Consider the following 15,298-nt stretch of genomic DNA (forward strand, 5'->3'; position numbering starts at 1 on the left):
TTCAATTTTCCTTATTAGAATTTTGAAACGTAGGCTAATCGCATTTAAAAAGAAGAATGTCAGTGAATTGTAAGGATTGGATTGTGAAGTCTAATACTTTACGGCTAAAAATTAGGACGGGCACTTTCGAGACCATCACCCCAGTTTCCACGGGGTAACTAATAAACATCAGTTGCCTAATTAATGAGGCAACTGAAGGCGCATGCGCTGCCAATCTTCCGTGGGTGTATTCAGCATCATTTTCATATCGACTACGTCTTCTTCGATATTGAAGCTGTTCTCAAAACCCAGTTTCTTAGCCAAGTTTTGCATGCCTTTGTTGTTCGGCAGTGTCGAGCCAATTATCTGCAGTGTTCCTCTGCTGCGGCAGTAATCAACAATTTTGCTCATTAAGGCGACGCCCAGGCCTTCGCCTTGAAGATCATCGCGAATCACGACACTAAATTCGGCTCGAACGTTATCGGCATCGGTCACTGCTCTTACTACACCTAAAGTTTCCATCTCTTTAGAACCTTCACGTGGAACAGAAATAATAAATGCCATCTCACGGTCGTAATCAATCTGAGTCCAGTTCGCTAGTTCCTGATGGGTCGGTACACCACGGCTGTAGAAGTAACGTAGACGGATAGATTGCGGGCTAAGTTTGTTATAGAACTCGAGATGGTTTGGTTCATCTTCACCACGAATCGCACGCATAATCGCCTTGCGGCCAGAGCGTTTAAGAGTAATCTCTTCGGTGAGATGTTCAGGATAAGGAGAGATCGATAGATCACCTTCATCAGTAGAAATCGATACCGAAACATCAGTCGCCAACAGACCTGCTTTATTAACCAATAGCGGATTGATCTCTAGGCATTTAAGGTTCGGTAGATCGACCACCATCTCAGAAAGATTCAGTAGCAATTTACACAACTGCTTCATATCTTGCTCAGGACGATAGCTGTTTTCTTCGAGAATTTTGCAAATACGTGACTGGCGAATGAGCTGATGTGCCAATGCCATATTCAACGGTGGCAACATCACATGACGATCAGAGAGTACATCAACCGTATGCCCACCCGCACCAAATACAATCACTGGGCCAAAGGTAGGATCTCGGGTGATACCTACATTGATCTGTAAGGATTGGAAACCACGCTTCATCTGCTGAATACAGAAACCCATCTGTTGCTCTGGGCCATAGCTCTCACCTACTCGATAAGAGAGTTGAGTAGTCGCATGTTCTATCTCTGAGGCTGAATAGAGATCTTGGGCAATATCTTTCCAACGTAAACTACCCTGCTCATCGTAACTAAACGGGTAAACGTTATCTGTGTGCAGCGCTTTAACTCTAACAGAGTTTTCAATGTTCCTCGCCAGTTTCACGACATCATTAATATTATCGCTGTAGTAAGTATTCGAAACTGGGATGTCGTAGAGATCTAATAACGCACAAGCTTCTTTATGCTGTAAATAGTCTCGATTTTCCGCCAAAGCGTTTTGGATCAGATCTCTAGCCTTAACATGGTTAGGCGTATTTTGCTCGATGTAAGGAGGGGGCGTTTGACGCATCACCTCTTGGTTACGGCGAAATTCAACCATGTACATAAAAGCATCAATAGATTCTTCCGGCGTTAAGAAGGTCGAAAGACCGGCTGCGTTACAACGGTTACGTGCTTCTATCGCTGTTGCTCGGCCCATAAAACAGGTTAAGACATTACGTGGGGTTTTCTTAGCAACTTGAATAACCTGCTCTGCCGTTTCAACACCGGGCGCCAGGCGTGTCGGTGCATGCACCATCAGCACCACATCAACATTTTTATCTTTGGTAAGTAGACGTACAGCCTCGGCAAAACGCGCTGGGTCAGCATCGGCGTTCAGGTCTACCGGATTGGATCGATCCCAATGAGACGGAAGAATTTCAGCTAATGCTTCGACCGTTTCCTCAGTCAGATGCGCTAACTGACCATTTTTATTAAGCAAGTGCTCTGTCGCGAGTGCGTTTGGTCCCGTGCCATTAGACACAATCGCCAATCGTTCACCACGCATACGTTTCATATGCGTTAAGGTTTCTAACGCGTTGAATAGTTCATCAGAGGTTTCAACACGTACAACACCTGCACGTCGCAGTGCGGCATCGTACACCTGATCATCATCGTAAATACCTGGTGCGAGTTCTGTACCGGATTTTTCGCCACTAAAAGTATCGTTTTTAAGTACCAGTACCAGTTTGTTTCGTGATGCAGAACGAACAGCTGATAAAAAATCCCTAGCGGAACCATCTACTCGATTCAGCTGCAATAAAATCGCATGGGTATAAGGATCTTGAGCGAGATAATCGATCACCGAAGGCAGATCGACATCGGCGCCACCACCTAAAGTAAGGAAATGAGAAAAGCCAATCTCCTGGCCGGTGGCCCAATCGATCATGGCCGTCCCTAAAATACCGGACTGGCCCACATAAGCGACCTTCCCTTTTAGGATATTCACATGAGAATAGCTGGCATTCATATTATGGCCGGGTACCAGCATGCCCATACAATCTGGCCCTAATATTCTGATGCCATAAGGTTTAGCTGCTTGCCTAACCTGATCACGCAAAGTTTGATGATTTTCATCTTCAATGGAAAGACCACCGGTTAAGATCATGGCAGCCTTCACCATACTCGCGCCAAGTGCGCGAATGATATCTGCCACAGTTTCCGGTGGGGAACAAATAATTGCTAACTCGGGCATTTCAGGTAGTTGATTCAGTTGGCTATAACATTTAACGCCATGAACTGAGTCATACCCCTGAGAATTTACCGCGTATAACGACCCCTTAAAGCCGCTTTCTTGTAAATTTTGAAGAACCACGCCGCCCATACTATTTTCGCGGGCAGATGCACCAAATACAGCGATAGATGCTGGTTTAAAAAAGCGTTTAAGATATTTTGTAGACACGCCAGTAATCCCTCGTAAACGGATAGAGTGCAGTGTACTCCTTTCTGCACCGCAGCAAAACAAAAACTATATACCAAGGTCTTATAAAAAACAGTACTTCACTACTTATGAGTAAGATCAATTTTTGTAGCAGTAGCTGACTGGTTACTAAGTTTCCAGCTTTATACGTTTTTGCTATCTAAATGGGCTCTTTACAGGCCAACATTCATTTCAGCAGATTCTTAAACCACGCTCAATAGGGCTTGTTACGGGCGTTTAGCTCAATCCCTCTTTATTCTCAAACTTGGCACTTCAGTTGCAGTTACCTTAGAAACGAGAGTACGTACCCACAGCCTCTCCTCATCCATAAAAATTAAAAAGGATAATCTAATGAGGACAACTTCCACCCGATTTAAATCCAGTCTAGCGCTAATCGCCGGTTCACTAATTGCCCCATCAGCTTTTGCTCACAGTAATCTATTAATGGAATCCAGTTTGATCTCCGGCTTATTACACCCATTAACTGGGATCGACCACCTTCTAGCACTGTTGGCAGTAGGTTTCTGGGCGGGCCAACAGCAACTGAAAGATAATCGCTTAGTGCCTTTCACGCTTTTCAGCATGCTATTAATTGGCTTTTTCCTAGCCCTTAACGGCCTGATGTTCCCTGCAATAGAAACAGGCATCGCTGTTTCTGTATTAGTGTTGGGGCTCATGGTATCCAAAGTTATTAATCTAAAAAGCGTCGTAGCCTTGCCACTGATTGCAGTGTTCGCGATCTATCACGGTTCAGCTCATGGCGCGGAATTAGGTTCTGCCGGTGTCGCAGCTTTTGCATCAGGCTTTATGTTGAGTACTGCACTGCTATTTGGGGCAGGCAAGACGTTAGCTGATCAGATCAACCGCACGATTCCAAAACTAAATGCTTGGGCCGGAACAGGAATCGCACTGTTTGGCGCTATGTTTCTGATCGCTTGACCAACTATTGTAGCGAGATAGCCATCCACTTCTGCTATTTCGTTATTCGCTGGCAATGATTGTCTAACTTATTGCCAGCACCTTTCTTTGCTTCACCACACCCAAAGTGCTTTGTCGGGTAATTTTTACCCGACTTTTTTCTCGTTTGAGACTTTAGCTAACATATTCAGCATAAATCCTTTCCAATTTCTAAATCTGTACCATACTCAGGCTATATAGAGATCGATTTGTTTATCCCTGAGGCAAAGATATGAGTCACCAAGGCCCCATAAATAGCGAATCTAATCAACAGACCCGGTCTGATGAATCCATACTTGAAGACGAGTTACTAGCGCCTGAAGAGCTATCGACCATTTACAAGAAAGAGAGCATCAATCCAGCTAAGCGCCGTCGTTTAGAAGCTATGCGTGAAGAGAAAGAGCTGCAAAAAGATCTGCGTGAAATTTTCGACGATGACGACTGGAAAGACTAACTAGAAAGAAGCTTAGATTGATTTAATAATGACACGCATCTGCCTGTGTTATTAAGCACAGGCAGATGGTTTGTGCTCAGTTATTTCCGACTCAGGCTGGACTATATCCAGTAAATAAATTTCGTGTTCTGTGAATTCAAACATCGTATTACATAGCTGACAGCGATAGATGCTGCTACTTGGTGACTCTCTTTGCACGTTCAGATGTTGATGGGGTTCACTGATAATTGAGGATTCAATTAACTGCCTGCAGTGGTTACATTTGGAATCCATGTCCTCCGCCCCCTATTATTTTGAGTGGTATATCAAGAATGGTTCAGGTATGGCGGTTATTCAAACTCTGTCAGAACTTTTTTCTATCTTTTTTTCATTCCTTTTAAGGCTATTGATACAATACATTCATGTTAAAGATAACCAACCGCGTTTTTATCTATCCGCATGAGCTAGAGTTCAATGCTATCCGCGCCCAAGGTAGCGGCGGCCAGAACGTCAATAAAGTCTCTAGTGCGATCCATCTTCGTTTTGATATCAAAAACTCTTCCCTGCCTGAGTTCTACAAAGAGCGTCTACTCGCCTATCGGGATCAACGCATCACCAAAGAAGGTGTGATTGTGATTAAGTCGCAAAATTCCCGCGATCAGGAACGTAACAAGGAAGATGCTAAACAACGACTGTTAGAGCTTATCCAAGCAGCAACCATTGTAGAAAAAGCAAGAAGAGCGACAAAGCCCACACGAAGCTCACAACGTAAACGCGTTGATAAAAAAACTCAGCGCGGGCAGATCAAAAAGAATCGCGGGAAAGTGGATTATTAGTGCTTTTACGCTTCATCGATTTGATAATGCTTTCGATGAGGGTTGCCTTTCTGGACCAATAAAACATAGAACATCACAAAATAGCCTAGTCATCAGAGATGGGCTTTGCTACTTAGCTAAAGCTTGGACTGACCCCGTTTCAGTGGACACCTTTTAACACGCTAGAGGTGTCTTATGTATTTCAAAAAACGTACAGCCTACAGTGACGAATTTAAAACACGTGTGGTGCTGGAATCACTTAAAACTGAGCTAACCTTAACTGAGTTTGTGGAGGACCTTCCGATAGCGGTAGGGACATTGCGTGCTTGGAGGCGTCAATATATGTCAGCTCAAGATCCTAAAGCGGTGAATGAAACTGCACCTCGTAAGAGTTACCGTCAGTTAGAACAAGAGTTAGAGAAAGTTAAAAAGGAATTGGAACGCTCTCAACTGGAAGTCGATATCCTAAAAAAGACACGAGAGTACTTCAGCGAAGCAAAGTAGAGCGCTTTGCATGTATAGAGAAGTACTCGAGTTACTTACCCGTGTCGCGGTTATGCAGGCTCTATGGTGTTCAGCGCTCGGGTTATTATGCTTGGCTAAATCGTATTCCATCCCTACGGGAACAGATGAATCAAAAGATCTTATCGCGTGCTTTAGAGTTAGCGGATCAATGTCGAGGTGTGTATGGCTACCGTAAATTATGGCATGCGTTGTTATGTGAGGGCTTTTGTTGTGGGAAAAATCGCCTCTGCCGTTTATTGAGGCGCGTAGGGTATAAGGCGCAACTTGCTGTAAGGAAGGCTCGTTACTGCTTAGAAGGTGGTTTGATGCCTCAGCCTAATCTGCTAAATAGGGAGTTTAATCCGAGTCAGATTAATCGCGTATGGGTCTCAGATATTACCCAAGTAGCCTGTCGCGAAGGCTGGTTATATGTATCGGTCGTTATGGATTTACACAATCGGGAAATCGTAGGCTTTGAATGTTCAAGGCAAGTAACTGCGGACATCGTACTGAAATCATTACAAAAAAGTTGGAATAAAGCTAAGCCGGGAGTCAGTATCGCAGTGAGCGGGTAATGAGCTGGTTGACGAAAAGAGGCGTTACAATCAGTATGTCTCGTCAAGGTAACTGCTGGGATAATGCGTGTGCAGAGAGCTTCTTCTCGTTGTTGAAAAAGGAATGTACACGTAAGTGAGGGTTGATTACCTGTTCTGAAATGGCGAGAGAAATAGGTCTGTATATCTCTCGCTTCTATAATACGATCAGAAGCCACAGTGCGTTGGGGTATGAATCTCCAGTTGGCTTCCGATCTTAAGCAACTGTCCACTTTATCGGGGGCGCTCCACACCCTAGCAACTAACCACTAGCCACTAGCCACTAGCCACTAGCCACTGAAATTTTATGAAAGCGCACTAAACTCAACTTCAACTTGGTTATCACCGGCTGCTACGAAGATCTGATTTTCGCTCAGTGTAATCGTTAATTCCATCGTACGGTCACACAATGCTTCTAGCTGAGTCACTTGTTCGGCATCGAATCGGAATACCTGTGTTTTTGGCAAAGCTTTTAGGCCATCACCGTTTTTAGCCCACCAGATATCTACTTCACTACCGTAGGCATAGAGGATCACTTGTTCTGCTCGGCTTACGCCCTTACGCATGCGCTCAGGAGAAGCTTGCCCCACTTCGATCCAACAGCTCACTGAGTTATCAGGACGCACAATCCAAAGATCAGGCTCATCAGCTGCTGATAAGCCTTTGGTGAAATCAAGGTCTTGATCATAGTTCAGCGCGTAAGCAAGGATACGCACCATCATTCGGGTAACCGTTTCTGATGGGTGCAGGGCAACTGTTAGCTTTTCGCTCGTATAAATATCCCGGTTCATATCCACTAAATTAAGGGAAACTTTGTGGATAGTTGGTTTAAGCGCCATGAACTCAGCCTTATTCGTTGGATTGGGGGCATCTTTATACTGCATCTCCTCTGAGTTTTAAATACAATCCTTGCTCTGCTTTTTTGACAATGCTGCTGAGGTCATTCATGGAATTAAAACATCTAGCTATTCGAGAACTAGTTAAAGAATCTGAAGATGCGCCTGCGCGTATTACAGATCGCGGTGGTGTTATTCCTACAACTGAACCGATCGCTAACCAGCTATTCGAAACACTAAATTCTGCATTCAGCCGTCGCTCTAGTCTGACTCACGGCTCGTTCAATCACGAGAATGAAGAGGGCTACCCATTTATCTCAGCTTTCGAAAGCTTTGTTAATGCAGAATGTAACGAGCAGAGCTTTGTTGAGTTAACAGAAAAAAGTATGTCTCAGCTAGCAGTTGCTATTAACAACCCATCGGCTCATACCGCTCACGGTGGATATGTACTGTTTGCTATGTATGCCAGTGATCGTTACGAATATATGCTGATCGCGCTCGTACGCGATAAAGCAGGCATTGGTTTTGATAATGACCTTCACCCAACCGAGGTGATGGAGATCAACCTGGACCAGTTGCATCAAGGTGCGCGGATCAACTTAACCACTTACAGAAAAAAGCAGGACAGCTACCTCAGTTTTATTGGCAGTAAAGAGAAAGGAGAAATCACCCATTACTTCTCGACTGCGTTTGGTTGTACCGATGTCACCCCTTCACGCAAATCAACAGGAGAGTTGATTCGTGCAGCACGAGATTTCTGTAACCAAAACAATATGAGTGATCGTAAAGAGGAAGTGGTTGAGGATGTAGTTAGCTACCTTTCTAAGCAACGTACTGAAAAAGAATCCGCTAATCTAAACGACATTGAAAATTTGTTTGATGCATACATCCCACCTGAACAAGCAGAAACAGCAGCAGGCACCTTTGGCACATTTGCCAATAAAGGCCCGTATAATGTTAGCCAGGAATTTCAACCGCATACCAGCACTATCAACCGCTTCGCGAAGCTTAAAGTGAAAGCGGATAACTGGAGTTTAGATTTCAATAAGCGCAGCCTTGGCGATTTAAATGGCAGTAAAGATATCGAATTTGATGAAGATAACGGCCGAATCATTATCAATCGTTTGCCCAGCAAGGTAATCAACCAGCTTCGCGAAGCATTAGAGCAGGACGATTAAACTGCTATTTGATGTAGTGTTTTGTATTTTCCATCTAAGCTGAACTGCAAAACACTACATACTAAAAATTGAAAGAATATTTCCTTCAAGATCCTTAAAGTGCCCTATGGTCCCACCCCAAGGTTGTTTTTCTGGAGGGGCTACAAAATCGATTCCCCTTTGAGTCATCTCCTCATACACCTGTTGAATATCCTGAACTTGCAAAGTTACCCCAACAAAACGCCCTACCAGATCATTAGCATCCTCAGAGTCTGCATCGACCAATTCTAGGGCTATTTTGGCTGCACCTAGTTCAAATTCAGCCCACCCCATATCTTCATCTAGAAACTCGGGTTCTAAACCCAAGGCTTGGGAATAAAAACCAACTGCAGCATTAAATCGAGTGACAAAGATACGCTGTGCATAAAACGCAAATGCCATTAGAGTTATCCCTCCTATCAAACTTAGTAGAGATCCACATCACTCATTGAGTTTAGCCAAGAATCGGTTATTTAAGCTCGAAAAAAGCCATTGCATGAAAATTTGTATGCATATTCCTATACAGACAACGCCTCAACATCAGCAGAAAATAGACAGCCGATAAAGCAATTTAACTGCTCCGAAAAGCAGTCGCAGATGAGGATAATCAGATGATCATCAACGGATATTTATTTGGAATTTCGCATAGAAACAAACATCTTGTTCTACTGAAACTAATGGATTCACTTGCAGAACAAGGCTATGCGATGAAAAGCTTTAAACTAGACGGTGATTACTTAGCAGTTGAGGTCATCGATCTGAAGAATGATCGAAAAGAGCATGTGGTTGAGATAATTAACCAGCCTCAGCAGCCTGAGGAGATCATGTTATTTATTCATGATGTACAACAAGCTGCATAAGCGGAGCCACATGAATTACATCAAAAAGCTTACCCAACAGGACACACTAACCAGTGCAGCCATGGTTGATAGTACGACAGTTAAGGAAGTTTCTTTCTCTTTTACATCATAACGAATTGCCATAACGTGAGCGAGCGCACCTGTTGGCAACGCAGCAAGTATCACAGCAGCTAAAAACCAGTTTTGATCCTCAACGCCCGCTAGTTTGAAAATGACTAACGTGAGCAATGGATGGATAACAAGCTTAACTATCACTAACCAAAACAGCTCAACTTTGCTTTGTTTAAGGGTTTTAAACTCTAAACTCGCACCTAAGCAAAACAGAGCAACAGGCACTGTTGCTGGGGCAAGCAAATCCAAGGTAGAAGCCAGCACATTAGGCAGCTCTATAGCAAAAGCTGAAACCAATACGCCAAAGAATGTAGATAAGAAGATCGGGCTACGCAGCAATGACTTATCTAAAATAGCCAAAAATTGCTTTAACCCCGTTCCTTCTTGGCGCTGACTTTCCATCAAAAACTGCGTACCACCAATCTGGAATACATTTCCCAACAAGATGATACTGATCATCGCTCCATAAGCAGCTTCACCTAGCAAACCAAACACCATCGGAATGCCCATATACGCGTAATTGGAAAAGGTACCATTCAAAGCACGAATGATAAGTACCTCTTTATTACGCTCCGAGAAGAACAGTGCGCACCCCAATGCCGCCGTGAGCGCAGTTGCAACAACAGCGACGAGGAAAGCAAATAGATAAAGGGGCTGGAACAAACTATCCAAAGATAATTTATAGACTGAATTAAACAGCAATGCAGGCACAGCAAAGTAGTACACAAAGGTGTTGAGCGGAGCTAAGGATTGCTCTGCTAAAACGGTACGTTTACCGATATAACCTAAACCTATTAGCAAAAATAGCGTCAGTATTGTTTCTATGCCTGCCATGAGAATTGCTCGTTATAGCCAGAAAATTCAAAGCGCCAATTAGACCAATTCGTCCTCTTAACGTCCAGACATCATTCTGTCATAACCGAACTCTATGTTTAGGAATATATAGTTAAAACATTTTTTGTGCACTGCACAAAAAAGTGTTGACTTGATCAAAAATCAAGCTACAATGAGCCTCATATTGTGCAGTGCAACAAATTAATTTTTAGAGAGAACTATCATGACTAATACTGTTGATTTCCAGAAATCTTTCGATGCCGTTCAGTCTCTGATGAACCTTCAGGCTGCTGCGATCACTAAATCTATCGAACAGCAGAAAAAATCTGGTGAAGAACTAACTTCTTTCTTCCAGGGCGAAGCTGAGAAAGCAAAAGAGCTAAAAACTCCTGAAGAACTAATCAAGTTCAACATGGAAGCTAACAAAGCTCTATTCGAACTTCTAAAAGGTCAAGGCGAAGCTTTCACTGCAATCGCAAACGAAACTCGCGAAGCAGCAATGGCTGAACTTCAGGCGATCACTAAGTAAGTGATAACCTTCTAAAAAAACCGGGCTTATGCCCGGTTTTTTTTTACCTAACGGGCTTAAAACCACTAGTCATACTTGTTAATTCCGCTACTATGTCAGTTAGTTAGTTCGAAACTACTATCTAATTGATTGTTGTACGAGGTGCCTAGGTGTTAGAGCAAACTCTGTTAGCAAGACAACCAATCCTCAACGCCAACTGTGAAACGGTTGGTTATGAACTTCTTTATCGAGATCCAAATGGTTGCCCTCCCGGGGAGCTATTTGATGGCACCGCCGCTACCTGTGAAGTCCTCCTTAACGCGTATACCGGAATTATCCAGAGAGGTGCTCAACGCGTCCTTCCAGCTTTTATGAATATCAATGAGGAACTGCTTTCGGAGGAACTTCCAAGCTTTGCAGCAGATAACGTTGTTTTAGAAATAATAGAAGATGTTCCAATTAATGCTAAAACCATTGAACAGATTCGAGGGCTATCAGAGAAAGGCTTTAAAATTGCCTTAGATGATTTTACTTGGAGCGAAGATTATAAGCCTTTAATGGATGTAGTCGATATTGTAAAAATTGATGTTCTTGAAACCAAAGGGAAAAACCTTTTCCGCACAATGGAACATCTGGCACCTTACAATCTGACTTTGCTTGCAGAAAAGGTGGAAACTCTTAACGAATTCCATCGCTTTAAAAAATTAGGCTTCCAACTATTTCAAGGGTACTTCTTTGCATTTCCTGAACGTATTGAAGGAAAACGCATAAGTGGAAATGAATTAACCATAATCCAATTACTTGCCGAACTAAATAATCCAGATGCAACTCCAGAAGGTCTAGAAGAGATCATTGCCAAAGATCCTCGACTTGCAGTAAAACTTCTGAAGATCGTTAATTCTGCTACCTTCTCTTTACAACGCTCTATCTCAACTCTCAGTGAAGCTGTGGTAATGCTCGGCTTAAATGAATTGAAGCGTTGGGCAGTTATAGTGTCTCTATCAGGTACTTTAGCTGTCCCTGACGAATTATGCCGGGAACTGCTGATTAGATCTAAGATGTGTGAGCATATCGCGCCTCAATACAGTACCGAACCAGGCCTCGCATTTCTCATTGGAATCCTGTCGGGTGCAGATGCTCTTTTCTCTATCCCAATGGAAATCCTGCCTGAACATATTCCATTAAACGACGAAGCCAAAGTGGCGCTGGTAGATCGAAAAGGAAATCTCGGCTTGATGCTGAATGATGTGATTAACTTTACTCGTTATGAGTGGAGCAATCTCTCGGGGCATGTCGATGAGCACACACTGCTGCAAGCTCAATCAGAAGCGATTACTTGGGCCATAGAAAGCCAAAAAGTCGCTACATCTTAAGCACTCAGATCAATGCTATTTCAAATAAGCTCTAAACTAACAAAACTCGTAGTTTAGAGCCTTCTAATGCTGAGCTAAAATACAAGTGGTATACAAAGCATCTTATACAAGGTGCTTTTCATACCATAAAGCGACTCCTTCCTCTTAAGACAGGATGTCTATTATGAGTATTTTCATTACTAGTTTAGGCGCAACAGATAACGAAATCTGCGCACCTTTTACTCAGGCTATTCTTAATACCCTAGACAACAAAGGCTTTAGTTTTTGTGGCCTTCCAGCTGTTGAAGCCGAAATACTGATCAGCAGCAATCAAGTAAACTTTACGCTTCATACCTGCAAAATTAAAACTCAACCGATTACGTTTAAGTTTGGTGAAGTACATGACTTTACCCGCCAATACCGTATTGAACACAGGGTTAACACAGAAATCCTATCTAAGGTTGAAGACCTACTCTTGGAGCTAGAAGATTTAGCCTCCCACTGCACAGCAAAGAGCCATTGTTCTAATTGTGTAGTGAAAAATCGCGGCCCCAATCCAAATAAACTGGCGTTTAACCACTAACCACCCGATGGCTCGCAAGATAAGCTGGCGTGCGAGCCTTGGGCAGCTTTTCCACAAAGTGGTAGCGAGCAACATGGTAGCTAGGGTCAAAACCAAAGAAGTTAAGCTTCATCTGGTTTAGCTCTTCGTCACGGTATTGCTGTAATGGCTTTTGCAGCTCATCTTGTTGACGCTGCAAGTTCTTTAGGGCCAAACGCTGCGCATATTCAACGGATGTAGCCAGATACTTAGCATCAGCCTTAATGCGGTCTAAAAAGCCTTCCCTACTCTCATTGATACAAGCATCAATTAACCCGCTTTGTTCAGCTTCTGTAGCCGATACCGGTAAGCGATTTTGCATCAATTGCTGCGCTTGTTCATCACCCACTCGTTTAGGTAAGAGGTAGGTCCAATATTCCGAGCCATACAGATTACCCATGGACTTGTAGTGGGGGTTAAGCACAATATTGCTGCGGGCCACCACTTGATCAGCGGCTAAAGCTAGAAAGACACCACCGGCTCCAGCATTGCCTTGCATAGCCACCATGGTTAATTGGTTAGGAGAGTTGATGATCTCTAAACAGAGGTCGTTCATCGCATTGATATTGCGCCAGGACTCTTCTGCGGGACTCTCGGCTGCTTCGATCTGGTTTAGGTGAATACCGTTCGACCAAAACTCCTCTCCTCCCATGAGCACCAACACTTTGATTGGCTGGGCTTTTGCGTAGGCCACCGCTTGTTGTAAACGCTTGCATTGATCGCTATCCATAGCGCCATTGTAAAAATCAAAATAGAGATAGCCTACATCGCCTTCTTGGCGGTACCGAATCTCCTGCCACGTTGCACCATTAGGCATAGTTTCAGGTGCTAATGGCAATTCAGGTACACGTTGATCTTGAGGCGCAGAAGCAAGCTGCTTCGCTAAAAAGTGAGTCGCAGGCAATTTAAAGTTGAATTCACTTTCTTCTGGGTTAACGCGTTTTAGATGAGTCACCCACACTGCAGCATCACGAGTTTTCAGACAGATCGCACCGTCTCGAGTAGCGAGGATAGAACCCACATCAGCCAGTCCTTGCCCTAACGCTTGTTCTGCATAGGCGTTAAAAAGGTAGTAATCCTGCCCACCGATTCGATCCTGCACACCGGGCGCTGAATCCGCTGCTCTGATCTTTATTAAGATCTCTTGAGTGGAATCGTTTTGCCAATCGATCATGCGATCACATTGTGCCATCAAACAGTTCCACTGACCCAGGATATCAGGCTGATCATAATCCAGTTTTTGCGGCTTGAAATCACCCGATAGAATACGTTCCAGCGTTTGTTTTACTGCAGTCACTGCTGCATCACTAATCTCATTCCGATAAAGGCTGCTTTTGCTCGCCTCTCGCATTGGAAACTCGACTGACGCCCAGATATCGCCTGCATCCATCTCTGCATTAGCTTCTAGGCACGTCACGCCCCAAGAGGTTTCTTGATTCAATATGGCCCAGTCAACAGACGAAGGACCTCGATCACCTTTGATACCCGGATGAACGATAATACAGCGATGCTGAGACCAGATAGATTCGGGAATCGCTCGTTTCAAAAACGGTGCAATAATGAGCTCAGGCTTAAACAACTCCACCGCCTGTTCTGCTACTGCATCGTTAATATCAAATTCGATAGAGACGTCGTGACCGTCTCTGCGTAACTCAACAAACAAACGTTGAGTCAGGCTATTAAAACTGTGGGTTAGAAATAAGATACGCATTAACAGATCCTCGGTAGCTGTTCACCGTTGATCCAATCCACCATACGGTTACCACCAAAGGCAGTCTGCATCTGCACAAAGCTCAATGGATCATCGGTCACTTCACCAACAATCGAGGCCTCTTGTCCTTTAGGGTGTGCCTTCATCACCTCTAACAACTGCTCCGCCTTATCTGCCGGGCAGAAAGCCACCAGCTTACCTTCATTGGCAACAAACAACGGATCTAGTCCTAGGAATTCACAGGCTGCTTGAACTTGTGCTTTCACCGGCAGTTGCGCTTCATAGATTTGCATACCCACTCGGGCCTGCTGAGCGATCTCGTTCAGTGTGGCAGATAGACCTCCACGCGTAGGATCGCGAAGGCAATGGATCTCTGGCACAGCCTCAACCATATCAGCAACAAGGTCATGCAGCGCTTGAGAATCAGATTCGATTGTCGTCTCAAACGTGAGGTTTTCACGCAAAGACATAATGGCAACGCCATGATCCCCCAATGTACCGGACACTAAGATTTTATCTCCCGGTTTCACCTTATTTGCGCCAAAATCCAATCCTTCCTCAATTACGCCAACACCGGTTGTATTGATAAAGCAGCCATCGCCTTTGCCCCGCTCAACCACCTTGGTATCACCGGTCACGATGGCAACCCCAACCTCTTCAGCTGCCTTAGCCATAGAATCTACGATGGTCTTCAGATCAGCCAGAGGAAAGCCCTCTTCCAAGATAAAACCTGCTGAAAGATATTTAGGCGTTGCGCCGGACATAGCGACATCGTTAACCGTTCCATGAACAGATAACGAGCCTATATCACCACCGGGGAAAAACAGCGGTGAGATCACATGACTATCCGTCGCCATCACTACTTTACCGGCAGGCAAACTAAAACTTGCCTGATCATTCATCTGCTCTAGCCAAGGGTTTGAAAACGCTTGTAGGAACAGCTGATCAATCAACTGGGCCATCGCCTTGCCACCACTACCATGGGCCATCTCTACCTTGCCCTTAACCAGATCGAGCTCTGATGTATAAATCGTTTGTGTACTCATG

General features: G+C 44.1%; 19 protein-coding genes. 12 read left to right on the forward strand and 7 right to left on the reverse strand.

What is annotated here, in order from left to right:
• Nucleotides 1–180: 180 nt before the first annotated feature.
• Nucleotides 181–2,922, reverse strand: coding sequence for a GNAT family N-acetyltransferase (locus ACMXYS_RS11040; protein WP_415883992.1), 2,742 nt, complete (start codon nt 2,920–2,922; stop codon nt 181–183).
• 369 nt (nt 2,923–3,291) lie between these two features.
• Here ACMXYS_RS11040 and ACMXYS_RS11045 point away from each other — a divergent pair, with 369 nt between their 5' ends.
• On the forward strand, nt 3,292–3,879 hold the full coding sequence (locus ACMXYS_RS11045; protein WP_415883991.1) for a HupE/UreJ family protein: 588 nt from the start codon (nt 3,292–3,294) through the stop codon (nt 3,877–3,879).
• A 250-nt stretch (nt 3,880–4,129) separates the two neighbouring features.
• Nucleotides 4,130–4,351 carry a PA3496 family putative envelope integrity protein gene (locus tag ACMXYS_RS11050; RefSeq protein ID WP_415883990.1) on the forward strand — a complete coding sequence of 74 codons (222 nt, stop codon included), beginning with the start codon at nt 4,130–4,132 and terminating at the stop codon, nt 4,349–4,351.
• A 51-nt stretch (nt 4,352–4,402) separates the two neighbouring features.
• Here the strand turns inward: ACMXYS_RS11050 and ACMXYS_RS11055 are convergent, their stop codons facing one another.
• Nucleotides 4,403–4,624, reverse strand: a complete 222-nt coding sequence (locus tag ACMXYS_RS11055; RefSeq protein ID WP_415896531.1) for a hypothetical protein — start codon at nt 4,622–4,624, stop codon at nt 4,403–4,405.
• A gap of 128 nt (nt 4,625–4,752) precedes the next feature.
• Here ACMXYS_RS11055 and arfB point away from each other — a divergent pair, with 128 nt between their 5' ends.
• From arfB to ACMXYS_RS11080, 5 genes are all read left to right on the forward strand, one after another.
• Nucleotides 4,753–5,166 (forward strand): alternative ribosome rescue aminoacyl-tRNA hydrolase ArfB, encoded by a 414-nt coding sequence (gene arfB / locus ACMXYS_RS11060; protein ID WP_415896532.1) that lies wholly within the window; start codon nt 4,753–4,755, stop codon nt 5,164–5,166.
• 174 nt (nt 5,167–5,340) lie between these two features.
• On the forward strand, nt 5,341–5,649 hold the full coding sequence (locus ACMXYS_RS11065; protein WP_415882166.1) for a transposase: 309 nt from the start codon (nt 5,341–5,343) through the stop codon (nt 5,647–5,649).
• A gap of 14 nt (nt 5,650–5,663) precedes the next feature.
• A complete protein-coding gene (locus ACMXYS_RS11070; protein WP_415898245.1) occupies nt 5,664–6,224 on the forward strand; it encodes a DDE-type integrase/transposase/recombinase in 561 nt (186 codons plus the stop codon).
• A gap of 35 nt (nt 6,225–6,259) precedes the next feature.
• Complete coding sequence (locus tag ACMXYS_RS11075; RefSeq protein ID WP_415898246.1) at nt 6,260–6,343, forward strand: hypothetical protein; 84 nt, start codon at nt 6,260–6,262, stop codon at nt 6,341–6,343.
• 21 nt (nt 6,344–6,364) lie between these two features.
• Entirely contained in the window at nt 6,365–6,463 is a 99-nt protein-coding gene (locus ACMXYS_RS11080) for an IS3 family transposase (RefSeq protein WP_415896533.1), read from the forward strand.
• Between the two features lie 84 nt (nt 6,464–6,547).
• On the opposite strand, the gene ACMXYS_RS11085 is transcribed toward ACMXYS_RS11080, so the two are convergent.
• A complete protein-coding gene (locus ACMXYS_RS11085) occupies nt 6,548–7,081 on the reverse strand; it encodes a YaeQ family protein (RefSeq protein WP_415896534.1) in 534 nt (177 codons plus the stop codon).
• Between the two features lie 107 nt (nt 7,082–7,188).
• Here ACMXYS_RS11085 and ACMXYS_RS11090 point away from each other — a divergent pair, with 107 nt between their 5' ends.
• Nucleotides 7,189–8,256 carry a nucleoid-associated protein gene (locus ACMXYS_RS11090; RefSeq protein WP_415883987.1) on the forward strand — a complete coding sequence of 356 codons (1,068 nt, stop codon included), beginning with the start codon at nt 7,189–7,191 and terminating at the stop codon, nt 8,254–8,256.
• A 54-nt stretch (nt 8,257–8,310) separates the two neighbouring features.
• On the opposite strand, the gene ACMXYS_RS11095 is transcribed toward ACMXYS_RS11090, so the two are convergent.
• Nucleotides 8,311–8,676: a VOC family protein gene (locus ACMXYS_RS11095; protein WP_415883986.1), complete on the reverse strand. Its 366-nt coding sequence runs from the start codon at nt 8,674–8,676 to the stop codon at nt 8,311–8,313.
• Between the two features lie 209 nt (nt 8,677–8,885).
• Between ACMXYS_RS11095 and ACMXYS_RS11100 the strand changes: the two genes are divergently transcribed.
• Entirely contained in the window at nt 8,886–9,134 is a 249-nt protein-coding gene (locus ACMXYS_RS11100; RefSeq protein WP_415896535.1) for a hypothetical protein, read from the forward strand.
• Between the two features lie 15 nt (nt 9,135–9,149).
• Here ACMXYS_RS11100 and ACMXYS_RS11105 read toward each other — a convergent pair whose 3' ends face one another.
• Nucleotides 9,150–10,079 carry an AEC family transporter gene (locus ACMXYS_RS11105; protein ID WP_415883984.1) on the reverse strand — a complete coding sequence of 310 codons (930 nt, stop codon included), beginning with the start codon at nt 10,077–10,079 and terminating at the stop codon, nt 9,150–9,152.
• A gap of 223 nt (nt 10,080–10,302) precedes the next feature.
• Here ACMXYS_RS11105 and ACMXYS_RS11110 point away from each other — a divergent pair, with 223 nt between their 5' ends.
• From ACMXYS_RS11110 to ACMXYS_RS11120, 3 genes are all read left to right on the forward strand, one after another.
• Nucleotides 10,303–10,608, forward strand: a complete 306-nt coding sequence (locus ACMXYS_RS11110) for a hypothetical protein (RefSeq protein WP_415883983.1) — start codon at nt 10,303–10,305, stop codon at nt 10,606–10,608.
• Between the two features lie 149 nt (nt 10,609–10,757).
• Nucleotides 10,758–11,960 carry an EAL and HDOD domain-containing protein gene (locus ACMXYS_RS11115; protein ID WP_415883982.1) on the forward strand — a complete coding sequence of 401 codons (1,203 nt, stop codon included), beginning with the start codon at nt 10,758–10,760 and terminating at the stop codon, nt 11,958–11,960.
• Nucleotides 11,961–12,123: 163 nt separating this feature from the next.
• The gene (locus ACMXYS_RS11120) at nt 12,124–12,522 is read left to right on the forward strand and encodes a hypothetical protein (RefSeq protein WP_415883981.1); all 399 of its coding nucleotides are present in this window, start codon (nt 12,124–12,126) and stop codon (nt 12,520–12,522) included.
• On the opposite strand, the gene ACMXYS_RS11125 is transcribed toward ACMXYS_RS11120, so the two are convergent.
• Nucleotides 12,512–14,251 carry a hydrogenase maturation protein gene (locus tag ACMXYS_RS11125; protein WP_415896536.1) on the reverse strand — a complete coding sequence of 580 codons (1,740 nt, stop codon included), beginning with the start codon at nt 14,249–14,251 and terminating at the stop codon, nt 12,512–12,514. The genes ACMXYS_RS11120 and ACMXYS_RS11125 overlap by 11 nt on opposite strands.
• A complete protein-coding gene (gene hypE, locus ACMXYS_RS11130; RefSeq protein ID WP_415896537.1) occupies nt 14,251–15,297 on the reverse strand; it encodes a hydrogenase expression/formation protein HypE in 1,047 nt (348 codons plus the stop codon). Before hypE ends, ACMXYS_RS11125 begins: the two co-directional genes overlap by 1 nt.
• Nucleotide 15,298: the final 1 nt, after the last annotated feature.

This window comes from Neptuniibacter sp. QD57_21 (genome assembly GCF_047778075.1).
In the GTDB taxonomy this organism is placed as follows: domain Bacteria; phylum Pseudomonadota; class Gammaproteobacteria; order Pseudomonadales; family Balneatricaceae; genus Neptuniibacter.

What these genes read in the sequence shown, in the direction of transcription:
- ACMXYS_RS11100 (WP_415896535.1), top strand. Translation starts at nt 8,886, where the DNA reads ATGATCATCAACGGATATTTATTTGGAATTTCGCATAGAAACAAACAT.
- ACMXYS_RS11045 (WP_415883991.1), top strand. Translation starts at nt 3,292, where the DNA reads ATGAGGACAACTTCCACCCGATTTAAATCCAGTCTAGCGCTAATCGCC.
- ACMXYS_RS11095 (WP_415883986.1), bottom strand. Translation starts at nt 8,676, where the DNA reads ATGGCATTTGCGTTTTATGCACAGCGTATCTTTGTCACTCGATTTAAT.
- arfB (WP_415896532.1), top strand. Translation starts at nt 4,753, where the DNA reads ATGTTAAAGATAACCAACCGCGTTTTTATCTATCCGCATGAGCTAGAG.
- ACMXYS_RS11110 (WP_415883983.1), top strand. Translation starts at nt 10,303, where the DNA reads ATGACTAATACTGTTGATTTCCAGAAATCTTTCGATGCCGTTCAGTCT.
- ACMXYS_RS11120 (WP_415883981.1), top strand. Translation starts at nt 12,124, where the DNA reads ATGAGTATTTTCATTACTAGTTTAGGCGCAACAGATAACGAAATCTGC.
- ACMXYS_RS11085 (WP_415896534.1), bottom strand. Translation starts at nt 7,081, where the DNA reads ATGGCGCTTAAACCAACTATCCACAAAGTTTCCCTTAATTTAGTGGAT.
- ACMXYS_RS11065 (WP_415882166.1), top strand. Translation starts at nt 5,341, where the DNA reads ATGTATTTCAAAAAACGTACAGCCTACAGTGACGAATTTAAAACACGT.
- hypE (WP_415896537.1), bottom strand. Translation starts at nt 15,297, where the DNA reads ATGAGTACACAAACGATTTATACATCAGAGCTCGATCTGGTTAAGGGC.
- ACMXYS_RS11080 (WP_415896533.1), top strand. Translation starts at nt 6,365, where the DNA reads ATGGCGAGAGAAATAGGTCTGTATATCTCTCGCTTCTATAATACGATC.
- ACMXYS_RS11050 (WP_415883990.1), top strand. Translation starts at nt 4,130, where the DNA reads ATGAGTCACCAAGGCCCCATAAATAGCGAATCTAATCAACAGACCCGG.
- ACMXYS_RS11105 (WP_415883984.1), bottom strand. Translation starts at nt 10,079, where the DNA reads ATGGCAGGCATAGAAACAATACTGACGCTATTTTTGCTAATAGGTTTA.
- ACMXYS_RS11090 (WP_415883987.1), top strand. Translation starts at nt 7,189, where the DNA reads ATGGAATTAAAACATCTAGCTATTCGAGAACTAGTTAAAGAATCTGAA.
- ACMXYS_RS11075 (WP_415898246.1), top strand. Translation starts at nt 6,260, where the DNA reads ATGTCTCGTCAAGGTAACTGCTGGGATAATGCGTGTGCAGAGAGCTTC.
- ACMXYS_RS11055 (WP_415896531.1), bottom strand. Translation starts at nt 4,624, where the DNA reads ATGGATTCCAAATGTAACCACTGCAGGCAGTTAATTGAATCCTCAATT.
- ACMXYS_RS11125 (WP_415896536.1), bottom strand. Translation starts at nt 14,251, where the DNA reads ATGCGTATCTTATTTCTAACCCACAGTTTTAATAGCCTGACTCAACGT.